This window comes from Bilophila wadsworthia ATCC 49260, from assembly GCF_000701705.1.
Classification (GTDB): Bacteria; Desulfobacterota; Desulfovibrionia; order Desulfovibrionales; family Desulfovibrionaceae; genus Bilophila; species Bilophila wadsworthia.
Map to the genome: position 1 here is coordinate 1 of NZ_JNJP01000038.1, position 20,172 is coordinate 20,172.

A 20,172-nucleotide genomic window follows, 5' to 3' on the forward strand; every position below is an offset into this window, starting at 1 on the left:
AAGGGGCGCCTTTCTCGAGAAAGGCGCCCCTTCCCCTCCCCAAACCCCTCCCTATCCCCTTCAAAGACTTTTGACCTTATCGAATCCCTGTTTCCAGCCTTCGCCGGAAATGGGGAAGCTTTTTTTGAAATGGATTCAAAACATTCAGGATATCCGGCGGACACCCGTGGAGCCCAGTGACGAGCCCGGATGGAACGGGCATAGGCTGAAGACTGCCGGCCCTGATGCGCTGAAAAACCCTGCCCGCAATACGTGTTCCTTACGGCAGACGCAAGAGCGCGTCCCGAAGCTACCTTAAACGGACTGCAACCGCTGATAAAAAACAGGCATGGGGGGACTTGGAGCGGTGTGCCCTTCACCGGCAAGGCGTCATTCCTTCTTTTTCGAAACGATGCCCTCAAGCTTGCTCATCTTCTCGCGGAGGCTGAGCAGAACAATGCGATCCTGCGGCTGGATGACGGTCTGGCCGGAAGGGATGAACGCCTCGCCGCCCCGGATGACCCCGAGCAGAAGTATCCCCTTGGGCAGGCCAAGCTCATGCACACGCTTCCCGGCGACAAGGGATTCCTCATCCACCAGAGCCTCGAGCATTTCAGCGGCGTCGCCGCCCACGGAGACGCTGGAAAGCACCTTCCCTTGCCGGATATACTGCAAAATACTGTTCACGGCGGACAAGCGGGGGCTCACGCTGTGCGCGATGCCGATGGCTTCCACGAGGGGGAGGTAGGCGGCCTTGTTCACGCGGGCCACGGTTTCCTTCACGCCGAGGGATTTCGCCAGCAGGCAGGACAGGATGTTCGATTCCTCGTCGCCCGTCACCGCGATGAAGGCGTCCATCTGATCAATATGCTCTTCCTGCAGGAGGGACTTGTCCGTGCCGTCGCCGTGCAGGACCAGCGTACCCTGCAGCTGGTCCGCCAGCTGTTCGCAGCGCTCCTCGCTGATGTCGATAAGCTTGGTGTCCACGCCCTTGTTCTCAAGGAGCCGCGCCAGACGCAGGCCGATGTTCCCGCCGCCCACGATGCAGGCCGTGCCGAGGCTGCCCCGCGTCTTGTGCAGCGCCCGCAGCAGTGCCCGCTGGCTGGTGGGCTTGTAGGCGAAATAGACGGTGTCCCCCGCCTTGATGACGTCGGAGCCGGAAGGGACGATGAGCTTCTGGCCACGGGCGATGGCCCCGACCATGATGCCGTCGTCCTGCACGATCTCCCGGAAACGGGTCAGCGGCTGCTCAATGAGCGGGCCGCTCTCCACGCGCATCCCGACCATACGGATGAACCCGTCGGCGAGCTGGCCGTACTCCACCGCTCCGGGCAGCGTGAGAAGGCGCTCGATGGAGCGGACGATCTCCTGCTCCGGGTTGATGAGCATACTGATTTGCAGGGACCCGCTGCCGAGCAGCTGGGGATAGGCGGTGTACTCTTCCGTGCGTATCCGTGCCAGTTTCATGGCTTTCGGGGCGATGGTGTTGGCGAACAGGCAGGCGACGATATTGGTTTCGTCGCTGTCGGTCACGGCCAGAAAAATAGCGGCGTCGCCCGCCCCCGCATTCTTGAGAACCGATGGGATGGAGCCGGACCCGAGCACGGTCTGCACGTCCATGTTGTCTTCTATCCTGCGGAGCTTGTCCGGGTTCTGGTCAATAACCACAACCTGCTTCTGCTCTTCGGACAGGCGTTGCGCAATGTGGAACCCCACTTCCCCCGCTCCCACGATGACGATCTTGAGTTCTTCAACCTTCTGGGGAGCACGACGAAACAGCATAAAGCCTCCAACAACGCCTATAGGATGGATTTTGCTCTGAAACAACAGTTCATCGCAAGGATTCAGACTACCGCAGTGTAGCGTAAAACATCCGGGGGGAAAACTAGAAAAAGCGCCCGCAACCCGCATGAGCACTCGCCAACCCGACCTTTACGCTTGCCTTCTCAACGCAGCCATTTTAAAAGAATGTACTATTCATCCTTTCTGCTTTTATGGAGCCTCCACCGCTATGGACATCCCTCTTCTTCCGGACATCGTCGCCATTTTCTGCCTTTCCATCGGCGTCCTGCTCGTCTGCCACCAGGTCAAAATCCCGCCCATCGTGGGGTTCCTGCTGACCGGCGTCCTGTGCGGCCCCACGGCCCTGGGGCTCGTCCAGAACCCCCACGCGGTCGAACTGCTGGCGGAGATCGGCGTGGTCCTGCTGCTGTTCTCCATCGGCCTTGAAATGTCCGGCGAAGAACTCATGCGCCTGAAACGCCCCGTGTTCGTCGGCGGCACGGCGCAGGTGGTGCTGACCGTCGGCGCGTTCATGTGCCTCGGCGTGCTCACGGGCCAGACGTGGCAGCAAAGCATGATGTACGGCTTCCTCGCCTCCCTGTCCTCCACCGCCATCGTGCTCAGCCGCCTCCAGCAGAAGGCGCAGTCCGAATCCCCGCAGGGCAGGCTCGACTTTTCCGTGCTCATCTTTCAGGACATCGCCGTCGTCCCCATGATGCTCGCCATCCCGATCCTCGCCGGGCAGGGGGACACGGACCTCGGGGGGATGCTCGTCTCCGCCGGGCGGACGCTGGTGATCCTCGTAGGAGGCTGGGTCCTCGCCCGCCATGTGGTCCCCCGCATCATGCAGCTCGTGCTCCGTACCCGGAGCAAGGAGCTCATGCTCATGACCGTGCTTGGCCTGTGCTTCGCCATCGCCCTCGGCACGGCCTCGCTCGGCCTCTCCCTCGCCCTCGGCGCGTTCCTCGCCGGGCTCCTGCTCTCCGGATCGGAATACAGCCTCAACGTCCTCGAAGGCATCCTCCCCTTCAAGGACGTCTTCACCAGCCTGTTCTTCATCTCCGTGGGTATGCTGCTCGACGTGGGCTTCCTCGTACACCATCTGGACAAAGTGTTCCTCTTCGCGGCCCTGCTCATCTTCCTGAAATCCATCCTGTCCCTGCCGCCCATGCTGCTGGTGGGGTACCCCCTGCGCGTCTCCATCCTCGCCGCCATGAGCCTCGCGCAGATCGGGGAATTCTCCTTCGTGCTGGCCCGTTCCGCCGTGAACAGCGGCCTCATGGACAACGACGGGTACCAGATGTTCCTCGCGGCGAGCATCGTGACCATGATGCTGACCCCCACGGTCATGGAAATCGCGCCCAAGGTCGCCTCCTTCGTGAGCCGCCACATGCACATGCCCGTCGATGAGGAAGCCGCCGCCCAAAGGGACGAATCCCTCAAGGATCATTTGATCATCGTAGGGTTCGGCGTGGGCGGCAAGCATCTGGCCCGCACGGCGCGCGAGGCGGGCATCCCCTACGTCATCCTTGAAATGAATCCCGATACAGTGTCGCGCTACGGCGGCAAGGAACCCATCCACGGCGGCGACGCCTCCAAGCCCCTCGTGCTGGAACACTTCGGCATCCAGAGCGCGCGCGTCATCGCCGTCGTGATTTCCGACCCCTCCGCCGTCCGGGCCATCACCGCCGTGGCCCGCAAGCTCAACCCCAAAGTACACATCGTGGTACGTACCCGCTTCCTCGGCGAAGTGGACGCCCTCCGGCGGCTTGGTGCCAACGACGTCATCCCCGAGGATTTCGAAACGTCCATCGAAATCTTCTCCCGCGTGCTCGGGCACTATCTCGTCCCGCGCCAGACCATCGAACGGTTCGTGAACAGCATCCGGCACGAATACTACAACATGGCCCGTCAGCTCCGCATGACCGGCATGGATCTGCCCTCACTCGCTGATGAGGTCCTCACCGGCCTTGAAGTGGTGGCCTGCAAGGTCGAACCCGGCTGCGCCCTCGACGGCAAGCGCCTGATGGATACCTCGCTCCGCAAGAAATACGGCGTCACCGTCGTCGGCATCCGCCACGCCGGGCAGATCATCCCGTCGCCCGGAGGGGACGCCTTCCTCCACGGCGACGATACGGTATTCCTCTTCGCCTCCCCCGCCTCCCTCACGACCGTCATGCCCTTCTTCCGCACCAATCCCGAGCCGGAGAGGGCCGAAGATTTGTAGGGACAGCATTCCTCCGCAGCAACTCAAAAAATCCAGACACGTTGCAGCAAAAAATACGGTATCCCCGAGAACGGTGACTCCGGGAAACTTCCAACAAGGCCCGGGCCGCCAAGCCGCCGCTACCGCGGCCCGCCCCGTTTACGAAAGTCTTTGAAGGAAAGGGGTGGGGGTTGGGGAGGGGAAACGTGGGGGTGCTCCCCCCTTCTTCAGAAAGTTTCCCTTTCCCCTCCCCAATCTTCACCTCCCCCCACAGCTCCAGAGCTTGCGTGCGGAAACGGGCGGGTTTATAGTTGCAGGCTGGCGGCGGCCTGCGGGCCGGAGCCGGGACGTTGTAAAGCATTCCACCGGCAAGGCCGGCTGTCGGGCATCTCCCCAGAAAGGCGAGCGGCCCCAAAACATAGAGGGATATTTGATGAAAACGGCACAGGAAATACGGGCTATGATGCGCGGGGGCAACGCCACGATCGGTACGTGGCTCCAGTTCCCTTCGGCGGACGTTGCGGAAGTGATGGGCGCATCCGGTTACGACTGGGTGGCTGTGGACATGGAACACGGCGCGTTCACGCGGGCCATCCTGCCGGACGTGTTCCGCGCCATCGAACGGGGCGGCTCCACGCCTTTCGCGCGCATCGCGCAGGCTGAACTGCGGCCCATCAAGGACGCGCTGGACTCCGGCGCGCAGGGGCTCGTCTTCCCCATGATCGAATCCCGCGAGCAGCTCGACCGGGCGATCAGCCTCTCCCTGTACCCCGACGCGGGCGGCAGCCGGGGCGTGGGCTACTCCCGCGCCAACATGTACGGCAGGGATTTCGATCCCTACCGCGTGGACGTGGCGAAGGATATCCTCCTCGTCGCGCAGATCGAGCATATCCGCGCCGTGGAACAGCTCGACGCCATACTGTCCCACCCCCGCCTCGACGCGATCATGGTCGGCCCGTATGACCTTTCCGGCTCGATGGGCCTCACCGGGCAGTTCGATCACCCCGATTTCGTCGCCGTGATGGCCCGCATCAACGAAGCCTGCAAGCGCCACAACATGCCCATGGGCAACCACGTCGTGCAGCCCGAGCCCGAACGCCTCGCCAAGTGCATCGCCGACGGCTACCGGTTCATCGCCTACGGCATCGACGCGGTGTTCCTCCTCCACGGCTGCGCCTGCCCGAAACGCTAAAAAACTGGGGCGGGGAAGGGAACCCTTTGAAAAGGGCTTCCCTTCCCCGCCCCAGACCCCACCCCTTCCCTCCTAAACTTTTCGGTTTTGGGACGGGGAATAGACAAGGAAATGTGCATGAAAATCGTTTTCTTCGGCGGTTCCGGCTTTTTGGGATCGCACGTATGCGACAAGCTTTCCGATGCGGGCCATGACGTCACCATCGTCGACCTGCGCCCCTCCCCCTACCTGCGCCCGGATCAGAAGATGGTCACGGGGAGCCTGCTGGACGAGGATCTGGTCAATACCGTCGTGAGCGGCGCGGACGCCGTGTTCGACTTCGCGGGCCTCGCCGACATCGGCGAATCCAACCAGAAGCCCGTGGAAACCGCCCGCATCAACGTCCTCGGCAACGTCATCCTGCTCGAAGCCTGCCGCAAGGCCGGGGTCAAGCGCTACGTCTTCGCCAGCACGCTCTACGTGTACGGCAAGTCCGGCGGCTTCTACCGGTGCAGCAAACAGGCGTGCGAACTGTATATCGAAAATTATCACGATATGTTCGGCCTCGAATACACGATCCTGCGCTACGGTTCGCTCTACGGCCCCCGCGCCGACCGCCGCAACGCGATCAACCGTTTCGTGGCCGAAGCGCTGGAAAAGGGCACGATCACCTATTACGGCGCACCCACGGCCCTGCGCGAGTACATCCACGTCGAGGACGCCGCCCTCAGCACGGTGGAGATCCTCGGCCCGGAATACGCCAACCAGAACATCGTGCTCACCGGCAACCAGCCCATGCAGGTGGGCGACCTGTTCCGCATGATCGAGGAAATGCTCGGCAAGCCCATTGAAATCAAGTACCAGCACGACCCCAACAGCGGGCACTACCAGATCACGCCGTACGCCTTCATGCCCAAGGTGGGCCGCAAAATGACCCCGCACCTGTCCACCGAACTCGGACAGGGCGTGCTCAAGGTCATGGAAGAAATCCATCAGGAACTGCACCCGGACCTCAAGGAGCTCGGCGGGTACCTGATGGTGGACAAAGCCGACTAACCGACACCGCTCAGGAGACGCCTCATGAATATCATCGCCATTATCCCCGCCCGCATGGGTTCCAGCCGCTTTCCCGGAAAACCCCTTGCCGACATCCACGGCATCCCGATGGTCGGCCATGTGACCATCCGTACCGCCATGTGCAAAGAACTGTCCTCCACATGGATCGCCACCTGCGATCAGGTCGTGATGGACTACGCCGCCTCCGCCGGGCTCAAAGCCGTAATGACCGCCGACACCCATGTCCGCTGCACGACCCGTACCGCCGAAGCCATGCTCAAGATTGAGGAAATGACCGGGCAACGCGCCGACATCGTGGTCATGGTGCAGGGTGACGAACCCATGATCACCCCCGACATGATCGACGCCGCCGTCGAACCCATGCTCAAGGATCCGTCCATCAACGTCGTGAACCTCATGGCCGACCTCGCCACCGAGGAAGAATTTGAAGATCCCAACGAAGTGAAGGTTGTGACCGACCTGAACGGCGACGCCCTCTACTTCTCCCGCGAGCCCATCCCGTCCCGCCGCAAGGGAACCCCTCACGTGCCCATGCACAAACAGGTCTGCATCATCCCCTTCCGCCGCGACTATCTGCTCAAATTCAACGCAATGGACGAGTGCCCGCTGGAAATCATCGAATCCGTCGACATGATGCGCATTCTCGAACACGGCGAAAAGGTCCGCATGGTCCCCACCGACAAGCGGACCCTCAGCGTCGACACGCAGGAGGACCTCGAACGCGTCCGCGAAATGATGAGGGACGACGCCCTGCGTATCAGCTACACGAAGTAACGGGAAGTTGAGGAAGAAGGAACCGGGGGAGGAGAGAAGGGGCCCTTTGAAAAAGTATCCTGTTCCCCTCCACCGCCCTCCCCTCATCCTCCCAAACGTTTCGACTGGTGGGGAGGCCGCGCGGCGGCTTTCCCCCTTTTTATTCACACCAGCCCGCCTTTTCAGAACCCTCCGGGGGACGCCGCTGCGCGCCCCCATTCATCATCCACCCATAGCCGGGTCAAGGGGGCGCTGCCCCCCTTGCGGGTACAAGCCCGCCGGAGGCATATCACCATGAAACACTTCCTCGAAGAACTCTGCATCGCCGCACTGGCGTGGATTCCGACGGCCGCGGGAATGGGCGCGCGCCTGCTCTTGTGGCGCCCTCTGTTCAAACGCTGCGGCAGGGCCCGGTTCGGCACAGGCATCGCCATGCAGGGCTGCAAAAACATGAGCCTCGCGGACGGCGTGCGCATCGGCAGGGGCTGCCAGCTCTATGCCGAGGGCGGGACGCTGGACATGGGCGAGGACGCGGCCTTGAGCCCCGGCGTGACCGTGGACGCCTCGGGCGGGCTTATCCGCATCGGCAAACAGGTGGCCATCGGCCCCGGAACCGTTTTGCGCGCCGCCAACCATTGTTTTGATAGCCTTGAAAAGCCTATCATGCTACAGGGTCACCTGTACGGAGAAATCGTCATCGAGGATGACGTCTGGATCGCGGCGAACTGCACCATCACCCCCGGAACCCGCATCGGGCACGGGGCCGTGGTCGGGGCGGGCGCTGTGGTCACGCGCGACGTGGAGCCTTACGCCATCGTGGGCGGCGTTCCCGCGCGCGTCATCGGCAGCCGTCGCAAGGATTGATTGCCCAACGTCGCCCCGCACGCCGGAACGGCGTTTCCCATCCAGCCAAAAGGATGTTTCGCCATGAAAATCGCCATCACCACATCTTCTTTCGCCCGATACAGCGACGAGCCGCTGAAGCTGCTCGAACAGGCGGGCGTCGAATACGTCATGAACGATAAGGGCCGCGCCCTGACGGAAGAGGAGGCCATCCAGATACTGGAAGGCTGCCACGGGGTCGCCGCCGGAACCGAACCGCTCACCAAAAAGGTCATGGACGCCCTGCCCGACCTCAAGGTCATATCGCGCTGCGGCACGGGCATGGACAACGTGGACCGCGCCTACGCCGCCGAAAAGGGCATTGAAGTCCGCAATACGCCGGACGGCCCCACGCTGGCTGTCGCGGAGTTGACATTGGGTCTCATCCTCACCCTGCTCCGCCAAGTGCCGCATCAGGACCGCGAACTGCGCTCCGGCGTCTGGAAGAAGCGCATGGGCAACCTCCTGCACGGCAAGAACGTGGGCATCGTGGGCTTCGGCAAGATCGGCCAAGCCGTGGCGCACCTCCTCGAACCGTTCGGCGTGAACGTCGGCTACCACGATCCCTTTGCCGACGTCCCCGGCTATACGCGCCTTGAGCTTGACGACCTGATGGGCTGGGCGGACGTCATCACCCTGCATTGCCCCAAGACCGAAAACGGCGCCCCGCTGCTCGATCTTGGCCGCCTCTCCCTGATGCGCCCCGGCAGCATCATCCTGAACATCGCCCGCGGCGGCCTCATCGACGAAAAAGCCCTCCTCGGCCTGCTCACCGCCGGGCATCTGGCGGGCGCGGCCCTCGACTGCTTCACCAAGGAGCCCTACGACGGCCCGCTCAAGGAGATGGACAACGTCATCCTGACCCCGCACATCGGCTCCTATGCCAAGGAAGCGCGGATCATCATGGAAACGGACACCATCAAAAACCTGCTCGACGTCCTGTTCCCCGGAGCCTAAGCGTATGGCCCTTTCGCTCATCGTTTTCGACTGCGACGGCGTCATCCTCGAATCCGTGGACGCCAAGACCAAAGCGTTCGGGCAGGTGGCGGAGCCGCTCGGCGCGGAAGCCCGCGACCGGCTCCTCCTCTACCATACCCTGCACGGCGGGGTGAGCCGCCGCGAGAAATTCGCATGGCTCTACCGCGAAGTGTTCCACCGGGAAATCACGCCTGAGGAAATGGAGAACTGCTGCGCCCGGTTCGTTTCCTACGCGCTGGACAACGTCCTGAACGCGCCCCTCGTGCCCGGCGTCATGGATGTCCTCGAATGCTGGCACGGACGCGTGCCCATGTATGTCTGCTCCGGCACGCCGCAGGAAGAGCTCCAGTCCGTTCTGGAACAGCGCGGCCTCGCCCGCTACTTCACCGGCATCTGCGGGACGCCCCCCGCCAAGGCGGAACTGCTCAAGGGCATTGTCCGCAAGGAACGCATCGATCCCGCCGACGCGGTCATGGTCGGCGACGCCACCACGGACAGCGACGCCGCCGAAGCCGCCGAGACGCTGTTTTACGGGCGGGGCCCCTTCTTCGAGAATACCGCCTACCCCCACGGTTCCGATCTGACCGGACTCAACCGCTGGCTGGAAGAGCTCGCGGGGAAGGAATAAGAGATTGGAGGGGGAAGGGGAAACTTTCTGAAGAAGGCCCTCCCACGTTTCCCTTCCCCCTCCAAACTGCCAGAGGGGCTCGCTCCACCCCCATCCTGTTCAAAGACTTTCGCCTTTATCGAATCCCTGTTGCCGGCCTTCCCTGTGGATACAGGCAGGCGTTCCCGCATCGGGCCTTGAAAGCCCTCAAGACGGGGCTGGGGCATCCAAAAGCGAAAATCCGTTCCCCCCCCAAAAACTTTTGTGTTTTGGGGGCGTTTGTGTTTTTATGGGGAACACTTTTTCTCGAAACCAACCCGGCGAAGAGGGTGCCTGACTCTCTCGGAGCCGCCGCAATGTTCCGAACCGGAACACCGTTTCCAGAACATTGCGGCGGCTCCGAGGGGGTCGGGGGAATTTGCTCCAAGGGGCGGCGAAGCCGTGGCCGTTAGGCGGGCTTGCGAACCTTACGGGCATCGCACGCAAAGCGATTTCCCCGGCCCGCCGGAAGGCATGGGTCCGGGCGGCGGCCCGACAGCCGGAGGCATCCCCTTCCCACGGAGTTCCAGTGATAGACATTTCGACACTCAACCCGGCCCAGCTCGAAGCCGTGACCGCGCCGGACGGCCCGGTTCTGGTCATCGCGGGCGCGGGGAGCGGCAAGACCCGCACAATCGTCCACCGTCTGGCTTGGCTGGCGGAACAGGGCGTCCCGGCAAGCGACATGCTGCTGCTCACGTTTACCCGCAAGGCCAGCCGCGAAATGCTGCTCCGGGCCACGGATCTGCTCGGCTACAGCATCGGCGGCGTCCACGGCGGCACGTTCCACAGCTTCGCGTTCTCGGTGCTGCGCCAGTACAGGCCCGCATGGGCCGAAGGCCCGGTCACCGTCATGGACTCGGCGGACAGCGCCTCCGCCATCCAGCAGTGCAAGGAACGGCTCAAAGTCGGCAAGGGCGACCGCTCGTTCCCCAAGACGCAGACCATCATCGGCCTCCTCAGCAAAGCCCGGAACAAGGAAATTTCCATCGGCGACGTGCTCCAGCGCGACGCGCAGCACCTGCTGCCCCACGCCGATGCGCTGGAAAGCATCGGAGAGGCATACCGGGGCTACCGCCGCCAGCACGGGCTGCTCGACTACGACGACCTGCTGTTCGAGCTTGAGGATCTGCTTAAAGGCGATCCCGAGGCGGGGCGCGAAGGGCTTGCCGAGCGGTTCCGGGAACGCTACCGCTACATCATGGTAGACGAGTATCAGGACACCAACCGCGTTCAGGCCCGGCTGGTGCGGCTCCTCGCCGGGGAAGCGGGCAACGTCATGGCCGTGGGCGACGACGCCCAGTCCATCTACGCCTTCCGGGGCGCGGACGTCCGCAACATCCTCGACTTCCCCAAGCTGTTCCCCGGAACGCGGGTCATCCGGCTTGAGGAGAACTACCGCTCCACACAGCCCGTGCTCGACGTCGCCAACGCGGTGCTGGCCCCGGCCTCCGAGGGTTTCCGCAAAAACTTGTTCACGACCAAGGAAAACACGCCCAAAACGCCCCGCGTGCGCCTCGTCCGCCCCATGAGCGACCTGACGCAGGCCAATGTGGTGGCGGCGCGCGTGGAAGAGCTTCTTGACCGCTATCAGGCGAAGGAAATCGCCGTGCTGTTCCGCGCGGGCTACCAGTCCTACCACCTTGAGGTCGCACTCTCCAAACGCGGCATCAAGTTCCGCAAATACGGCGGGCTGCGCTATGCGGAAGCCGTACACGTCAAGGACGTGGTGGCGTTCGTGCGGCTGGCGATCAACCCGCTGGACATGCCCTCCTTCGAGCGTGTGGCGGGGCTGTCCAAGGGCGTGGGGACCAAAACCGCCGAAAAAATCTATCACGTCGCCGCGCAGGGCGATTTCGATGCGCTGCGCAAAGCCTGCACCAAGTACCCGGATCTGTGGTCCGACATGCTGCTGCTCGACAAGCTGCGCGAGCACAACCTGACGCCCGCCGCGCTCATCGAAATGGTCATCGAGCACTACACGCCCCGCCTACAGGCCATATTCCCCGACGACTGGCCCCGCCGCCAGCAGGGCCTCTCGGAACTCGCGCACATCGCCTCGGCCTACACCGATCTCGAACAGTTCGTGGCGGATCTGTCGCTGGAAACGCCGGAGGACGACGCCGACGAGTTCGATGAGGCGGGCCGGGTGGTGCTCTCCACCATCCACTCCTCAAAAGGGCTGGAATGGGACGCCGTCATCCTGCTCGATCTGGTCGAGGACCGTTTCCCCTCGCGCCACGCGCTGGTGCGGCCCGAAGACTTCGAGGAGGAACGCCGCCTCATGTACGTCGCCTGCACCCGTGCCCGCGAGGATTTGGAACTGTTCGTGCCCGCCACGCTCTACAGCCGCCAGAACGGCGGCAATGAGCCCGCGACGCCGAGCCCCTTCGTGCGCGAACTGCCGTTCAGCGCCCTTGAGGAGTGGCAGGAGGGCTACACGGGCCGCATCTCCAAGCGCAGCACATCCTTTGCCGGAGATCCCGCCTTTTCACGGCCTTCTCTGGATATTCCCCGCGAACTGGCCAACCCCAACGCCGGGCGCGTCAAAGGCGTGTTCCCGCCCCCGGTCATCCCCGAGGCGAAAGGCAATAGGGCCGCATCCAAGGGCGGCGCGGGGTGCGGCTATTGCCGGCATAAGGTATTCGGGCGCGGCAAGATCGTGGAACAGCTTCCGCCCGACAAGTGCCGGGTCAACTTCCCCGGCTTCGGGCTCAAGGTCATTCTCAGCGCGTTTCTGACTCTGGAGGAATAAATGTCCGATCTCGTTTCCGAGGATCACATCCTCGCCCGCATCGCCTCGCATTTCCCCAACGAAGGGCCGGACGTGCTGCTCGGGCGCGGCGACGACTGCGCCGTGCTCGGCGTTTCCGGGCCGCTGTGCGTGAGCACGGATCTGTTCATGGAGGACGTGCATTTCCGGCGCTCCTATTTCACGCCGGAAGATATCGGCTGGAAGGCCCTTGCCGTCAACCTGAGCGATCTCGCCGCCGACGGGGCGCGGCCGATGGGGTTCACGGTGGGCCTGTCCCTGCCGCCCGATGCGGATATGGCCCTTGTGGACGGCCTGTGCGCGGGCATGGCCGAGCTGGCGGCCCAAGCTTCCGTGCCGCTTGTCGGCGGCGACCTCTCCCGCGCCGACAAGCTCCACCTCTGCCTGACTGTGTTCGGACAGGCGGAAAAGACGCTCCTGCGCGGCGAGGCACAGCCCGGCGACGTTATTTTCCTCATCGGCAGGACGGGCCTTGCACGCGCCGGTCTGCTGCTGCTTGAGGAGCGGGGCCGCGCCGCCCTCAACGAGTGGCCCATCCCCTGCGAAGCGCACCTGCGCCCCGCCCCGCGCCTCAAGGAAGGTATGCGCCTGTCGCGCCTTGCGGCGGACTGGGGCCGCGGGAAAGGCGATCCCACCTGCGGGCGGCTTGGGCTCATGGATCTTTCCGACGGCCTCGCCCGCGATCTGCCCCGACTGGTCGGGCCGGGCATGGGCGCGGACATCGACATGCCCATGCCGCATACTGAAATCCTGCGCTTCATGCGCTCCCGCAACGAGGCCGAACCCGTCGCCGCGGCCAAGCGGCACGCCTTCCTCGGCGGCGAGGACTACGCGCTCATCGGGACATGTTCGCCCGAGCTTGCCGTACACGTCATGGTCGCCAACGCCGAGACCACCATGCTCGGCAAAGTCACCGAAGGCGGCGAGATCCGCGTCGACGGCGTCCCCATATCCGGCGGGTTTGATCATTTCGCGGGCTAGAGCAAGTGACTTTGAGAGAGCTTGGGGAAGGGAAAACTTTTCTGAAGAAAAGCTTTCCCTTCCCCAAACCCCATCCCTCCCTTTCCAAAGACTTTCGTGTTTATCGAATCCCTGTCCGCAGCATTCCCTGATGCATAGTTCCTCAACAGTATACATTTCAAAGGAAAATGAACTCACCGGAAAACGGAAAAAAAGCCGCCCGACGGCTCTCCCTCACGGGATGCCTCCGGTTGTTCCTGTGGACACAAGCCCCGCTTTGTACGAAACTGGAAGACAAGCTTCTTTCATTGTTCACTGCCGTTCTTGAAACGGACCGCCGCGCCGCCTCCCCACCAGTGAAAAGCCTTGAGAGATGAGGGGGTGGGCGCGAGCCACACTGGCAGGTTTGGGGAAGGGGAGGAGCAACCTTTCTCCAGAAAGGCCTCCTTTCCCCAATCATGGCAACCATTCCTTTCAAAAGGGTTTTCTATGGCTACACTCATCCTGCTGAACAAAACGGAACTGCCGAAGGGCACGCCGTCCGAGGCACTGGTGGCGGTATGGGATAAAGGCAGCGTCCCCGACGGGCAGATTTCCATCCCCGTGGAGCTGAACGAACGCCTGCTCCCCATCCGTGACGATCTGGCGGCATGGACCTACGAAACGGGCTGCGCCCGGATCAACGGCAAGCTGCTGGAAGAACACCTCCGCGCCGACGACAACCTGTCCATGTGGTGGTGCTCCACGCTGGTGGAAAAGCACCCCAAAGTGACGCATAACCTGTTCCCGGCGCTGAAGCTGCGTGCCCTTGAACTGCTGCTGGACGAAAAGGGCGTCACCCGGCTGGAACTGTGCGCCGCGGCGGGGGCCGACCCGTGGATGGAAGACGTCCTGGGGCGCTTCTGCAAGGCTACCGGGCGCGAGTTCGCCGTGCGCCGTATCGGCAGCGCGGAAGCGGCACAGCCGGAAGGGCTGAAAGCCAAGCTCAAAGCCTGTTACTACCGCCTGCCCGCCCCGGTGAAGGCGCTGGTGCGCTTCCCGGCGTGGCTGTGGATCGTACGCCGCCGCCTGCCGCGCACGCCGCTTTCCCGGCCCGCCCTGCCCGAAGGCGTGAAGCCCGCGAGCATCGTGACCTATTTCCCCAACATCGACATGGCCGCCGCCAAGAACGGGCGGTTCCGCTCCCGCTACTGGGAAAAGCTCCATGACGCCCTCCAGCCCGCCGACGGCAAGCCCAACCGCGTGAACTGGGTCTTCCTCTATTTCCCGGCCCCACAGTGCTCCTTCCCCGACGCGATCAAGCTGCGCGACCGCTTCCGCGCCAACGGGCAGGACGGCGCCTCGTTCCACTTCCTCGAAGAGTTCCTCACCAACGGCGACATCGCCAAGAGCCTTGTCCGGTTCGGCAAGCTCCTGCTCTCCAGCCGGGCCGTGGAACCACAGGTCAGGGAACTGTTCCGTTTCCCCGGTTCCCAGATGGATCTCTGGCCCGTCCTGAAAGACAACTGGGGCGATTCCACCCGAGGCTGGCGGGCGCTGGAACGCTGCCTCATGCGCGAAGCCTTCCGCCGCTATGCGGAATGGGCCGGGCCGCAGGAGTGGACGACCTTCCCGCAGGAAAACTGCCCGTGGGAACGTATGCTCTGCCAGTCCATGCACGACGGGGACGCCGGGCCGGTCTACGGCGCGCAGCACTCCACGGTGCGCCCCACGGACTTCCGCTATTTCGACGATCCCCGCATGATCAACGATCCTGCCTGCCGCCGGGCCATGCCCGAACTGTGGCTGTGCAACGGGACCGGCGCGCAGGATGCCCTGCTTGCCGGGCACATGCCGGAGGACCGCACCGCGCTGGTGGAAGCCCTGCGGTATCTTTATCTCGCGCCCAAGCCCGATGCCGAAGCCGCTCCGGAGACGCCCGCCAAGCCCACGCGGCTGCTCATCGTCACCAGCTTCTTCGCCGACGAAACCGACGCCCACCTCGCCACGCTGGCGGCCTCCGCCAAGGCCGGGACGCTGGACGGCTGGGAAGTCGTCGTCAAGCCGCATCCCTACCTGCCCGTAGTCGAACGCCTCAAGAACCTGTACGGCGGCGCCGAGCCGCCCAGCGTCGTGGATGGCCCCATCGGGAACTTCCTCACGCCGGGCACCGTGGTCTGGGCTTCCAACTCCACCACCGTGGCGCTGGAGGCCGCTTTCCGCAAGCTGCCCGTGCTGGTGCAGGCCGCCGAGGACGACGTGGACCTCTGCCCCTTGCAGGGCCTCCCCGGCGTGGTCAACGTCCGCACGGTTTCCGACGTGGCCGCCGCCCTCGCCGCTCCCAAGGCCCCCGACCTGCCGCCCGACTACCTCGCCCTCGATCCCGAACTTCCGAGATGGAAGGAACGGTTGGGCCTATAGCGTATGAAAAAGGGAGGCGTTCAGAGCCTCCTTCCTTTTTGCTCAAAACGGTTTGCCCCAGACAACGTACCCTTTCGGAACATTCCGGTTGTTTCGCAGATTTCTTTTAAATGCAACAAGATGAAGCAGACTGGATTCTTCCTTGATAAGGGGTAGGCCGTTATGTATGGTGAAGGCATCTCATACCCGCGTTCTCCAAGCGGGCACAAAGAGGGGGCTGTCTGGGATGAAAAAACTGTTGCGCGCGCTCAAACAATGGACACTCCTCATCGCCATCGTCGTGGGCGCCGTGGGGCACAGTTTTTTCTCACAGTTCACGTGGCTTGCGCCGTGGCTGCTCGCCTCCATGCTCCTGCTGACCTTCTGCAACATCTCGCCGCGCGATCTGCGGTTCCATCCTCTGCACCTCATCCTGATGAGCCTTCAAATCGTCATGAGCCTTGGCCTCTACGCGCTGACGCTCCCGTGGCATCCGGCCATCGCGCAGGGCGTATGCATGGCCGCCCTCACGCCCACGGCCACGGCGGCGGCCATCATCACCGGTATGCTCGGCGGCAGCGTGGCCTTCCTCGCGGCCTACGCCTTCCTGAGCAACCTCGCCATCGTCGTGCTCGCGCCGCTGGTCCTGCCGCTCATCGCCACGGGGCAGATCGACACGCCCTTCCTCGAAACCATGTCCAACGTGTTCATGCGCGTGGGGCCCACCATGCTTTTCCCCCTGCTGGCCGCTTGGCTCATCCAATACGCCGCCCCCAAGGTCAACGCCGTGCTGCTGCGCTGGGGCATTCTGGCCTACTACCTGTGGGCGGGGATGCTCGTCATCCTTATGGGCGGCACCTTTGAACAGCTCCTCAAGCCAGGCGAAAAGGACTACCAGCTCGAAATCTTCCTTGCCCTTACCGGGATCGCCGTCTGCACCGCCAACTTCATCCTCGGCAAGTCCATCGGTTCCCGCTTCCACCGCCGCATCGCGGGCGGACAGGCGCTGGCGCAAAAAAATATCATCCTGCCCATGTGGCTGACGTTTCAGTATCTTGATCCCATCGCATCCGTGTCGCTGGCCGCCTACTCCATCTTCCAGAACATCGTCAACGCCGCCCAGATATGGCTCAAAGGACGTCGCGACGACCGCATCATCCAGCGCCTCCACGACTTCCACGAGAAAAAGCACGCCCGCATACAGGCCGCCCAGCAGCTTGTCCCTCAGGAAGAACACGCCGAACTTCTCTCGGAGCTGCCTACCCGCGTCAAGGACAGGCTCAAGAAGTAACAGGGCGACCCGCGCTCAAACGGAGCGCGCCTCGGAGCACCCGGGGAAATCACAGGCCCCCATACGTGGATGGCCTTTATCACGGAAGCCTTCCCACGGCGCAACAGGCCCCCGCGAAGCCCGCAGCCCCCAACGGAAAAGCCCTTCAAAAAAAGCTCTCCCGCCACAACGTGTTCCCTGTACGGGAAGCGCTCTTCTCTTTTCAGCCCGTCACGCCGCACCGAATAGGCCCCCCGTCGCGTCCTTCACCTCCCTTCTCCGAATCCCAAACAAAACGCCCGCCGCACGCAAGCGACAGGCGTTGTCCTCCCCCCGAAGGAGGGGGACATTCCCCTTGCGGCCTTTGCCGAAGGGGAATGTCTGAGGGGAGGGAAGATGCGGCATCCCGGTTGGGGACAGGACGCCGCGATTTGGGGCTAGAAGGGCCAGATCATCGGGATGACGAACACGCACAGCGCGAGGCTGATGATCTGAAGCGGCCAGCCCGCCTTCATGTAATCAAGGAAGGTGTAGCGGCCGGGGGTCAACACGATGGTATTCGGAGGCGTGGCGATCGGGGTCAGGAAGCAGGCGGAAGCGGACATACAGATGCCCATCATGAGCGGCAGGGGCGAAATGCCGCCGCCGACGGCGATGGGAAGGGCCAGCGGGGCCATCAGGGCCGCGGTCGCTGTGTTGGACATGAAGTTGGTGAGCAGCATGGTGAGCGCGCAGGACACGAACATCAGCATGGTCGGCCCGGACACGTTGGAAACCACGGCGTTCGCCACCAGCGCGGCGGCTCCGGACTTCTGCATCGCGGCGGACATGGACAGCATACCCGCGAACAGGAAGATGGTCACCCAGTCGATGCAGTGGAACGCTTCCTTCATGGTCATGCAGCGGGTCGCCACCACAAGGCACGCGCCGAGCACGGCGGCGGTCGTCAGAGGCAGCGCCCCCGTCACCATCATGATGACCACGAAAGCAAAAATCCCCATGGAGTAAGGCATCTTCGCGGTGCGGCGTTCCTTCAGTTCGGAACCGAAGGAATGGTCTTCGCCGCCCTTGTCCTCGGGAAGCAGGCGGTAGCCGAAAGCCCAGTAATACAACATGCCAACGGCAAACAGGATGAGGCCGAACTTGCCGAATTCAAAGAACCCGAACTGCGGGATGCCGACCTGATCAAGCATGGAGTTGATGATGCCGTTTGGGGGCGTACCCACGAGGGTCACGGTACCGCCGAGGGACGAAGCGAAGGCTACGGGCATCAAAATCTTGCTCGGCGCAACCTTGGCGGAGGCGCACATGCCCATGATCATGGGGACGGCCACGGCGGTGGTACCGGTGTTGGAAAGCACGGTGGACAAGCCGCCGACAGCGATCATGGAGAAGAGCAACAGCTTCTTCATATCGCCTTTGGACAGCTTCAAAGCCATCTGACCGACCCTATCGGCAAAACCGGTGACGAACGTCGATTCGCCGATGATGAACATGGCCATGAACAGCACTACGGTGTTGTCGCCGAAGTAGCTGAACGCCACTTTGGAAGTCAGAACACCCGTACTGGAAAGCCCCACGGGCACGAGCATGGCCGTGATGGGCAGCGGAAGCGCTTCCGTCACGAACAGCAGCGCGGCAACGATGAGGATGCCAAGGGTGATATAGGCTTTGGTGCGATCACCGGGGATCGCGGCGCCCGCCGTCCCGGGGGAAGCCGCAAAACACTCAAACCCTCCGGCCAGATACACGCCCACACACGCAACAATCAAAAGAGCCAAGAAACTCCACATAAACCGTTTCATACAAACCTTCTCCCCTGCTTGCCAAAAAAGCAAAAACAGTTAGTGTATGAAAGTCATCAAACTGGTGATGCCTTTGACGGAAACTCTCCCCAAGGACGGCCTTATTCCTCCCAAAATGCAGCCGTCCTCCCCGATAAGGCGCCCGTCCGCTCCGCTGCAACGGCGCGGACGGGCATTTTTTTATTCGTAAGAAGCGACGAATGGCCGAATGCGATCGTGCGAGGCCTTCACGCGCCGTTCCAGTTCACGGGCGTATCCGTCGAGATCTTCAATACGCTTGCGGGCAACCCCCGTATCCATCGCCGCCTTGGCGACGGCGGGCGTGATGCACGTCAAAATGCGCGGATCAAGCGGCTTCGGGATAATGTAATCGAAGCCGTATTCAAGGCTGTCCACATTGTAGGCGGAACAGACTTCCGCCGGGACCGGTTCCTTCGCCAGCGCGGCGAGGGCCTCGGCGGCGGCGATCTTCATGGCCTCGTTGATTTCCGTGGCTTCCACGTCAAGCGCGCCGCGGAAGATGTAGGGGAAACCGGAGACGTTGTTGATCTGGTTCGGGTAGTCGGAGCGCCCGGTCCCCATGATGCAATCGGGGCGGGCCGCCTTGGCGTCTTCATACGAGATTTCCGGATCCGGATTCGCCATGGCGAACAACACCGGCTTGTCGGCCATGGAGCGCACCATATCCTGCGAAACCAGATTCTTGGTGGAAAGGCCGAGGAACAGGTCCGTGCCCTTCATGCAGTCCGCGAGGCTCCCCAGATCTTCCTCCTGCGCGAATTCCAGCTTGTATTCGGCCAGATTCGAGCGCTTCTTGTGAATGAGCCCCTTGGAATCGAACATACGGATGTTCTCGCGCTTTACCCCCAGCGCGCAGTAGAACCGCGCACAGGCCATGCCCGCCGCGCCGGCCCCCACCACCACGACGGTCACGTCTTCAATCCTGCGGCCCGTGAGTTCACAGGCGTTGAGCAGGGCCGCACCGGAAATGATGGCGGTGCCGTGCTGGTCGTCATGGAACACCGGGATGCCCATTTCCTTCTTCAGCGTCTCCTCGATGATGAAACATTCCGGAGCCTTGATGTCCTCAAGGTTGATGCCGCCGAACGTGGGTTCCATCGTCCTTACGGCAGCGATGAACTCTTCGGTGCTGCCCGTCTTGAGGCACAGGTCGAACACGTCGACATCGGCGAAATTCTTGAACAGGACGCCCTTGCCCTCCATGACCGGCTTGGCGGCGTAAGGCCCGATGTTGCCGAGCCCGAGGACGGCTGTGCCGTCGGAGATCACGGCCACCAGGTTGGCGCGCCCGGTGTATTCGGACACCAGCGCCTGATCCTCCGCGATGGCCTTGCAGGCTTCCGCCACACCCGGCGAATAGGCGAGGGACAGATCCTTCTGGCTTTCGCAGCGCTTGGTCAGCACCACTTCGGTTTTCCCGTGACGGGGGGAACGGTGGTATTCAAGAGCTTCTTCCCGCGTAAACAAGGCCATGTACGTATTCCTTATTA

The 20,172-nt window shown here is 62.9% G+C and carries 14 protein-coding genes; 11 read left to right on the forward strand and 3 right to left on the reverse strand.

What is annotated here, in order from left to right; genetic code table 11:
* Positions 1 to 369 precede the first annotated feature (369 nt).
* Positions 370 to 1,761 carry a Trk system potassium transporter TrkA gene (gene trkA, locus T370_RS0113030; RefSeq protein ID WP_005028040.1) on the reverse strand — a complete coding sequence of 464 codons (1,392 nt, stop codon included), beginning with the start codon at positions 1,759 to 1,761 and terminating at the stop codon, positions 370 to 372.
* A 229-nt stretch (positions 1,762 to 1,990) separates the two neighbouring features.
* On the opposite strand from trkA, the gene T370_RS0113035 reads away from it, so the two are divergent.
* From T370_RS0113035 to T370_RS0113090, 11 genes are all read left to right on the forward strand, one after another.
* Positions 1,991 to 3,988, forward strand: a complete 1,998-nt coding sequence (locus T370_RS0113035; RefSeq protein ID WP_029435972.1) for a monovalent cation:proton antiporter family protein — start codon at positions 1,991 to 1,993, stop codon at positions 3,986 to 3,988.
* A 412-nt stretch (positions 3,989 to 4,400) separates the two neighbouring features.
* Positions 4,401 to 5,159: an HpcH/HpaI aldolase family protein gene (locus tag T370_RS0113040; protein WP_029435973.1), complete on the forward strand. Its 759-nt coding sequence runs from the start codon at positions 4,401 to 4,403 to the stop codon at positions 5,157 to 5,159.
* 117 nt (positions 5,160 to 5,276) lie between these two features.
* Positions 5,277 to 6,194 carry an NAD-dependent epimerase/dehydratase family protein gene (locus T370_RS0113045; protein ID WP_005028045.1) on the forward strand — a complete coding sequence of 306 codons (918 nt, stop codon included), beginning with the start codon at positions 5,277 to 5,279 and terminating at the stop codon, positions 6,192 to 6,194.
* Between the two features lie 24 nt (positions 6,195 to 6,218).
* Positions 6,219 to 6,989, forward strand: a complete 771-nt coding sequence (gene kdsB / locus T370_RS0113050; RefSeq protein ID WP_005028046.1) for a 3-deoxy-manno-octulosonate cytidylyltransferase — start codon at positions 6,219 to 6,221, stop codon at positions 6,987 to 6,989.
* 273 nt (positions 6,990 to 7,262) lie between these two features.
* Positions 7,263 to 7,832 (forward strand): acyltransferase, encoded by a 570-nt coding sequence (locus tag T370_RS0113055; RefSeq protein ID WP_005028047.1) that lies wholly within the window; start codon positions 7,263 to 7,265, stop codon positions 7,830 to 7,832.
* Between the two features lie 63 nt (positions 7,833 to 7,895).
* Complete coding sequence (locus T370_RS0113060; protein ID WP_005028049.1) at positions 7,896 to 8,807, forward strand: phosphoglycerate dehydrogenase; 912 nt, start codon at positions 7,896 to 7,898, stop codon at positions 8,805 to 8,807.
* Positions 8,808 to 8,811: 4 nt separating this feature from the next.
* The gene (locus tag T370_RS0113065) at positions 8,812 to 9,456 is read left to right on the forward strand and encodes an HAD family hydrolase (RefSeq protein ID WP_029435974.1); all 645 of its coding nucleotides are present in this window, start codon (positions 8,812 to 8,814) and stop codon (positions 9,454 to 9,456) included.
* Between the two features lie 547 nt (positions 9,457 to 10,003).
* Positions 10,004 to 12,229: an ATP-dependent helicase gene (locus tag T370_RS0113070; RefSeq protein ID WP_029435975.1), complete on the forward strand. Its 2,226-nt coding sequence runs from the start codon at positions 10,004 to 10,006 to the stop codon at positions 12,227 to 12,229.
* On the forward strand, positions 12,230 to 13,228 hold the full coding sequence (gene thiL, locus T370_RS0113075) for a thiamine-phosphate kinase (protein ID WP_029435976.1): 999 nt from the start codon (positions 12,230 to 12,232) through the stop codon (positions 13,226 to 13,228). It abuts the gene before it with no gap.
* A 468-nt stretch (positions 13,229 to 13,696) separates the two neighbouring features.
* Positions 13,697 to 15,607, forward strand: a complete 1,911-nt coding sequence (locus T370_RS0113080; RefSeq protein WP_029435977.1) for a TIGR04326 family surface carbohydrate biosynthesis protein — start codon at positions 13,697 to 13,699, stop codon at positions 15,605 to 15,607.
* 226 nt (positions 15,608 to 15,833) lie between these two features.
* Positions 15,834 to 16,877: a hypothetical protein gene (locus T370_RS0113090; RefSeq protein WP_005028056.1), complete on the forward strand. Its 1,044-nt coding sequence runs from the start codon at positions 15,834 to 15,836 to the stop codon at positions 16,875 to 16,877.
* A gap of 416 nt (positions 16,878 to 17,293) precedes the next feature.
* Here the strand turns inward: T370_RS0113090 and T370_RS0113095 are convergent, their stop codons facing one another.
* On the reverse strand, positions 17,294 to 18,661 hold the full coding sequence (locus T370_RS0113095; RefSeq protein ID WP_005028057.1) for an SLC13 family permease: 1,368 nt from the start codon (positions 18,659 to 18,661) through the stop codon (positions 17,294 to 17,296).
* 180 nt (positions 18,662 to 18,841) lie between these two features.
* Positions 18,842 to 20,155: a malic enzyme-like NAD(P)-binding protein gene (locus T370_RS0113100; RefSeq protein ID WP_029435978.1), complete on the reverse strand. Its 1,314-nt coding sequence runs from the start codon at positions 20,153 to 20,155 to the stop codon at positions 18,842 to 18,844.
* Positions 20,156 to 20,172: the final 17 nt, after the last annotated feature.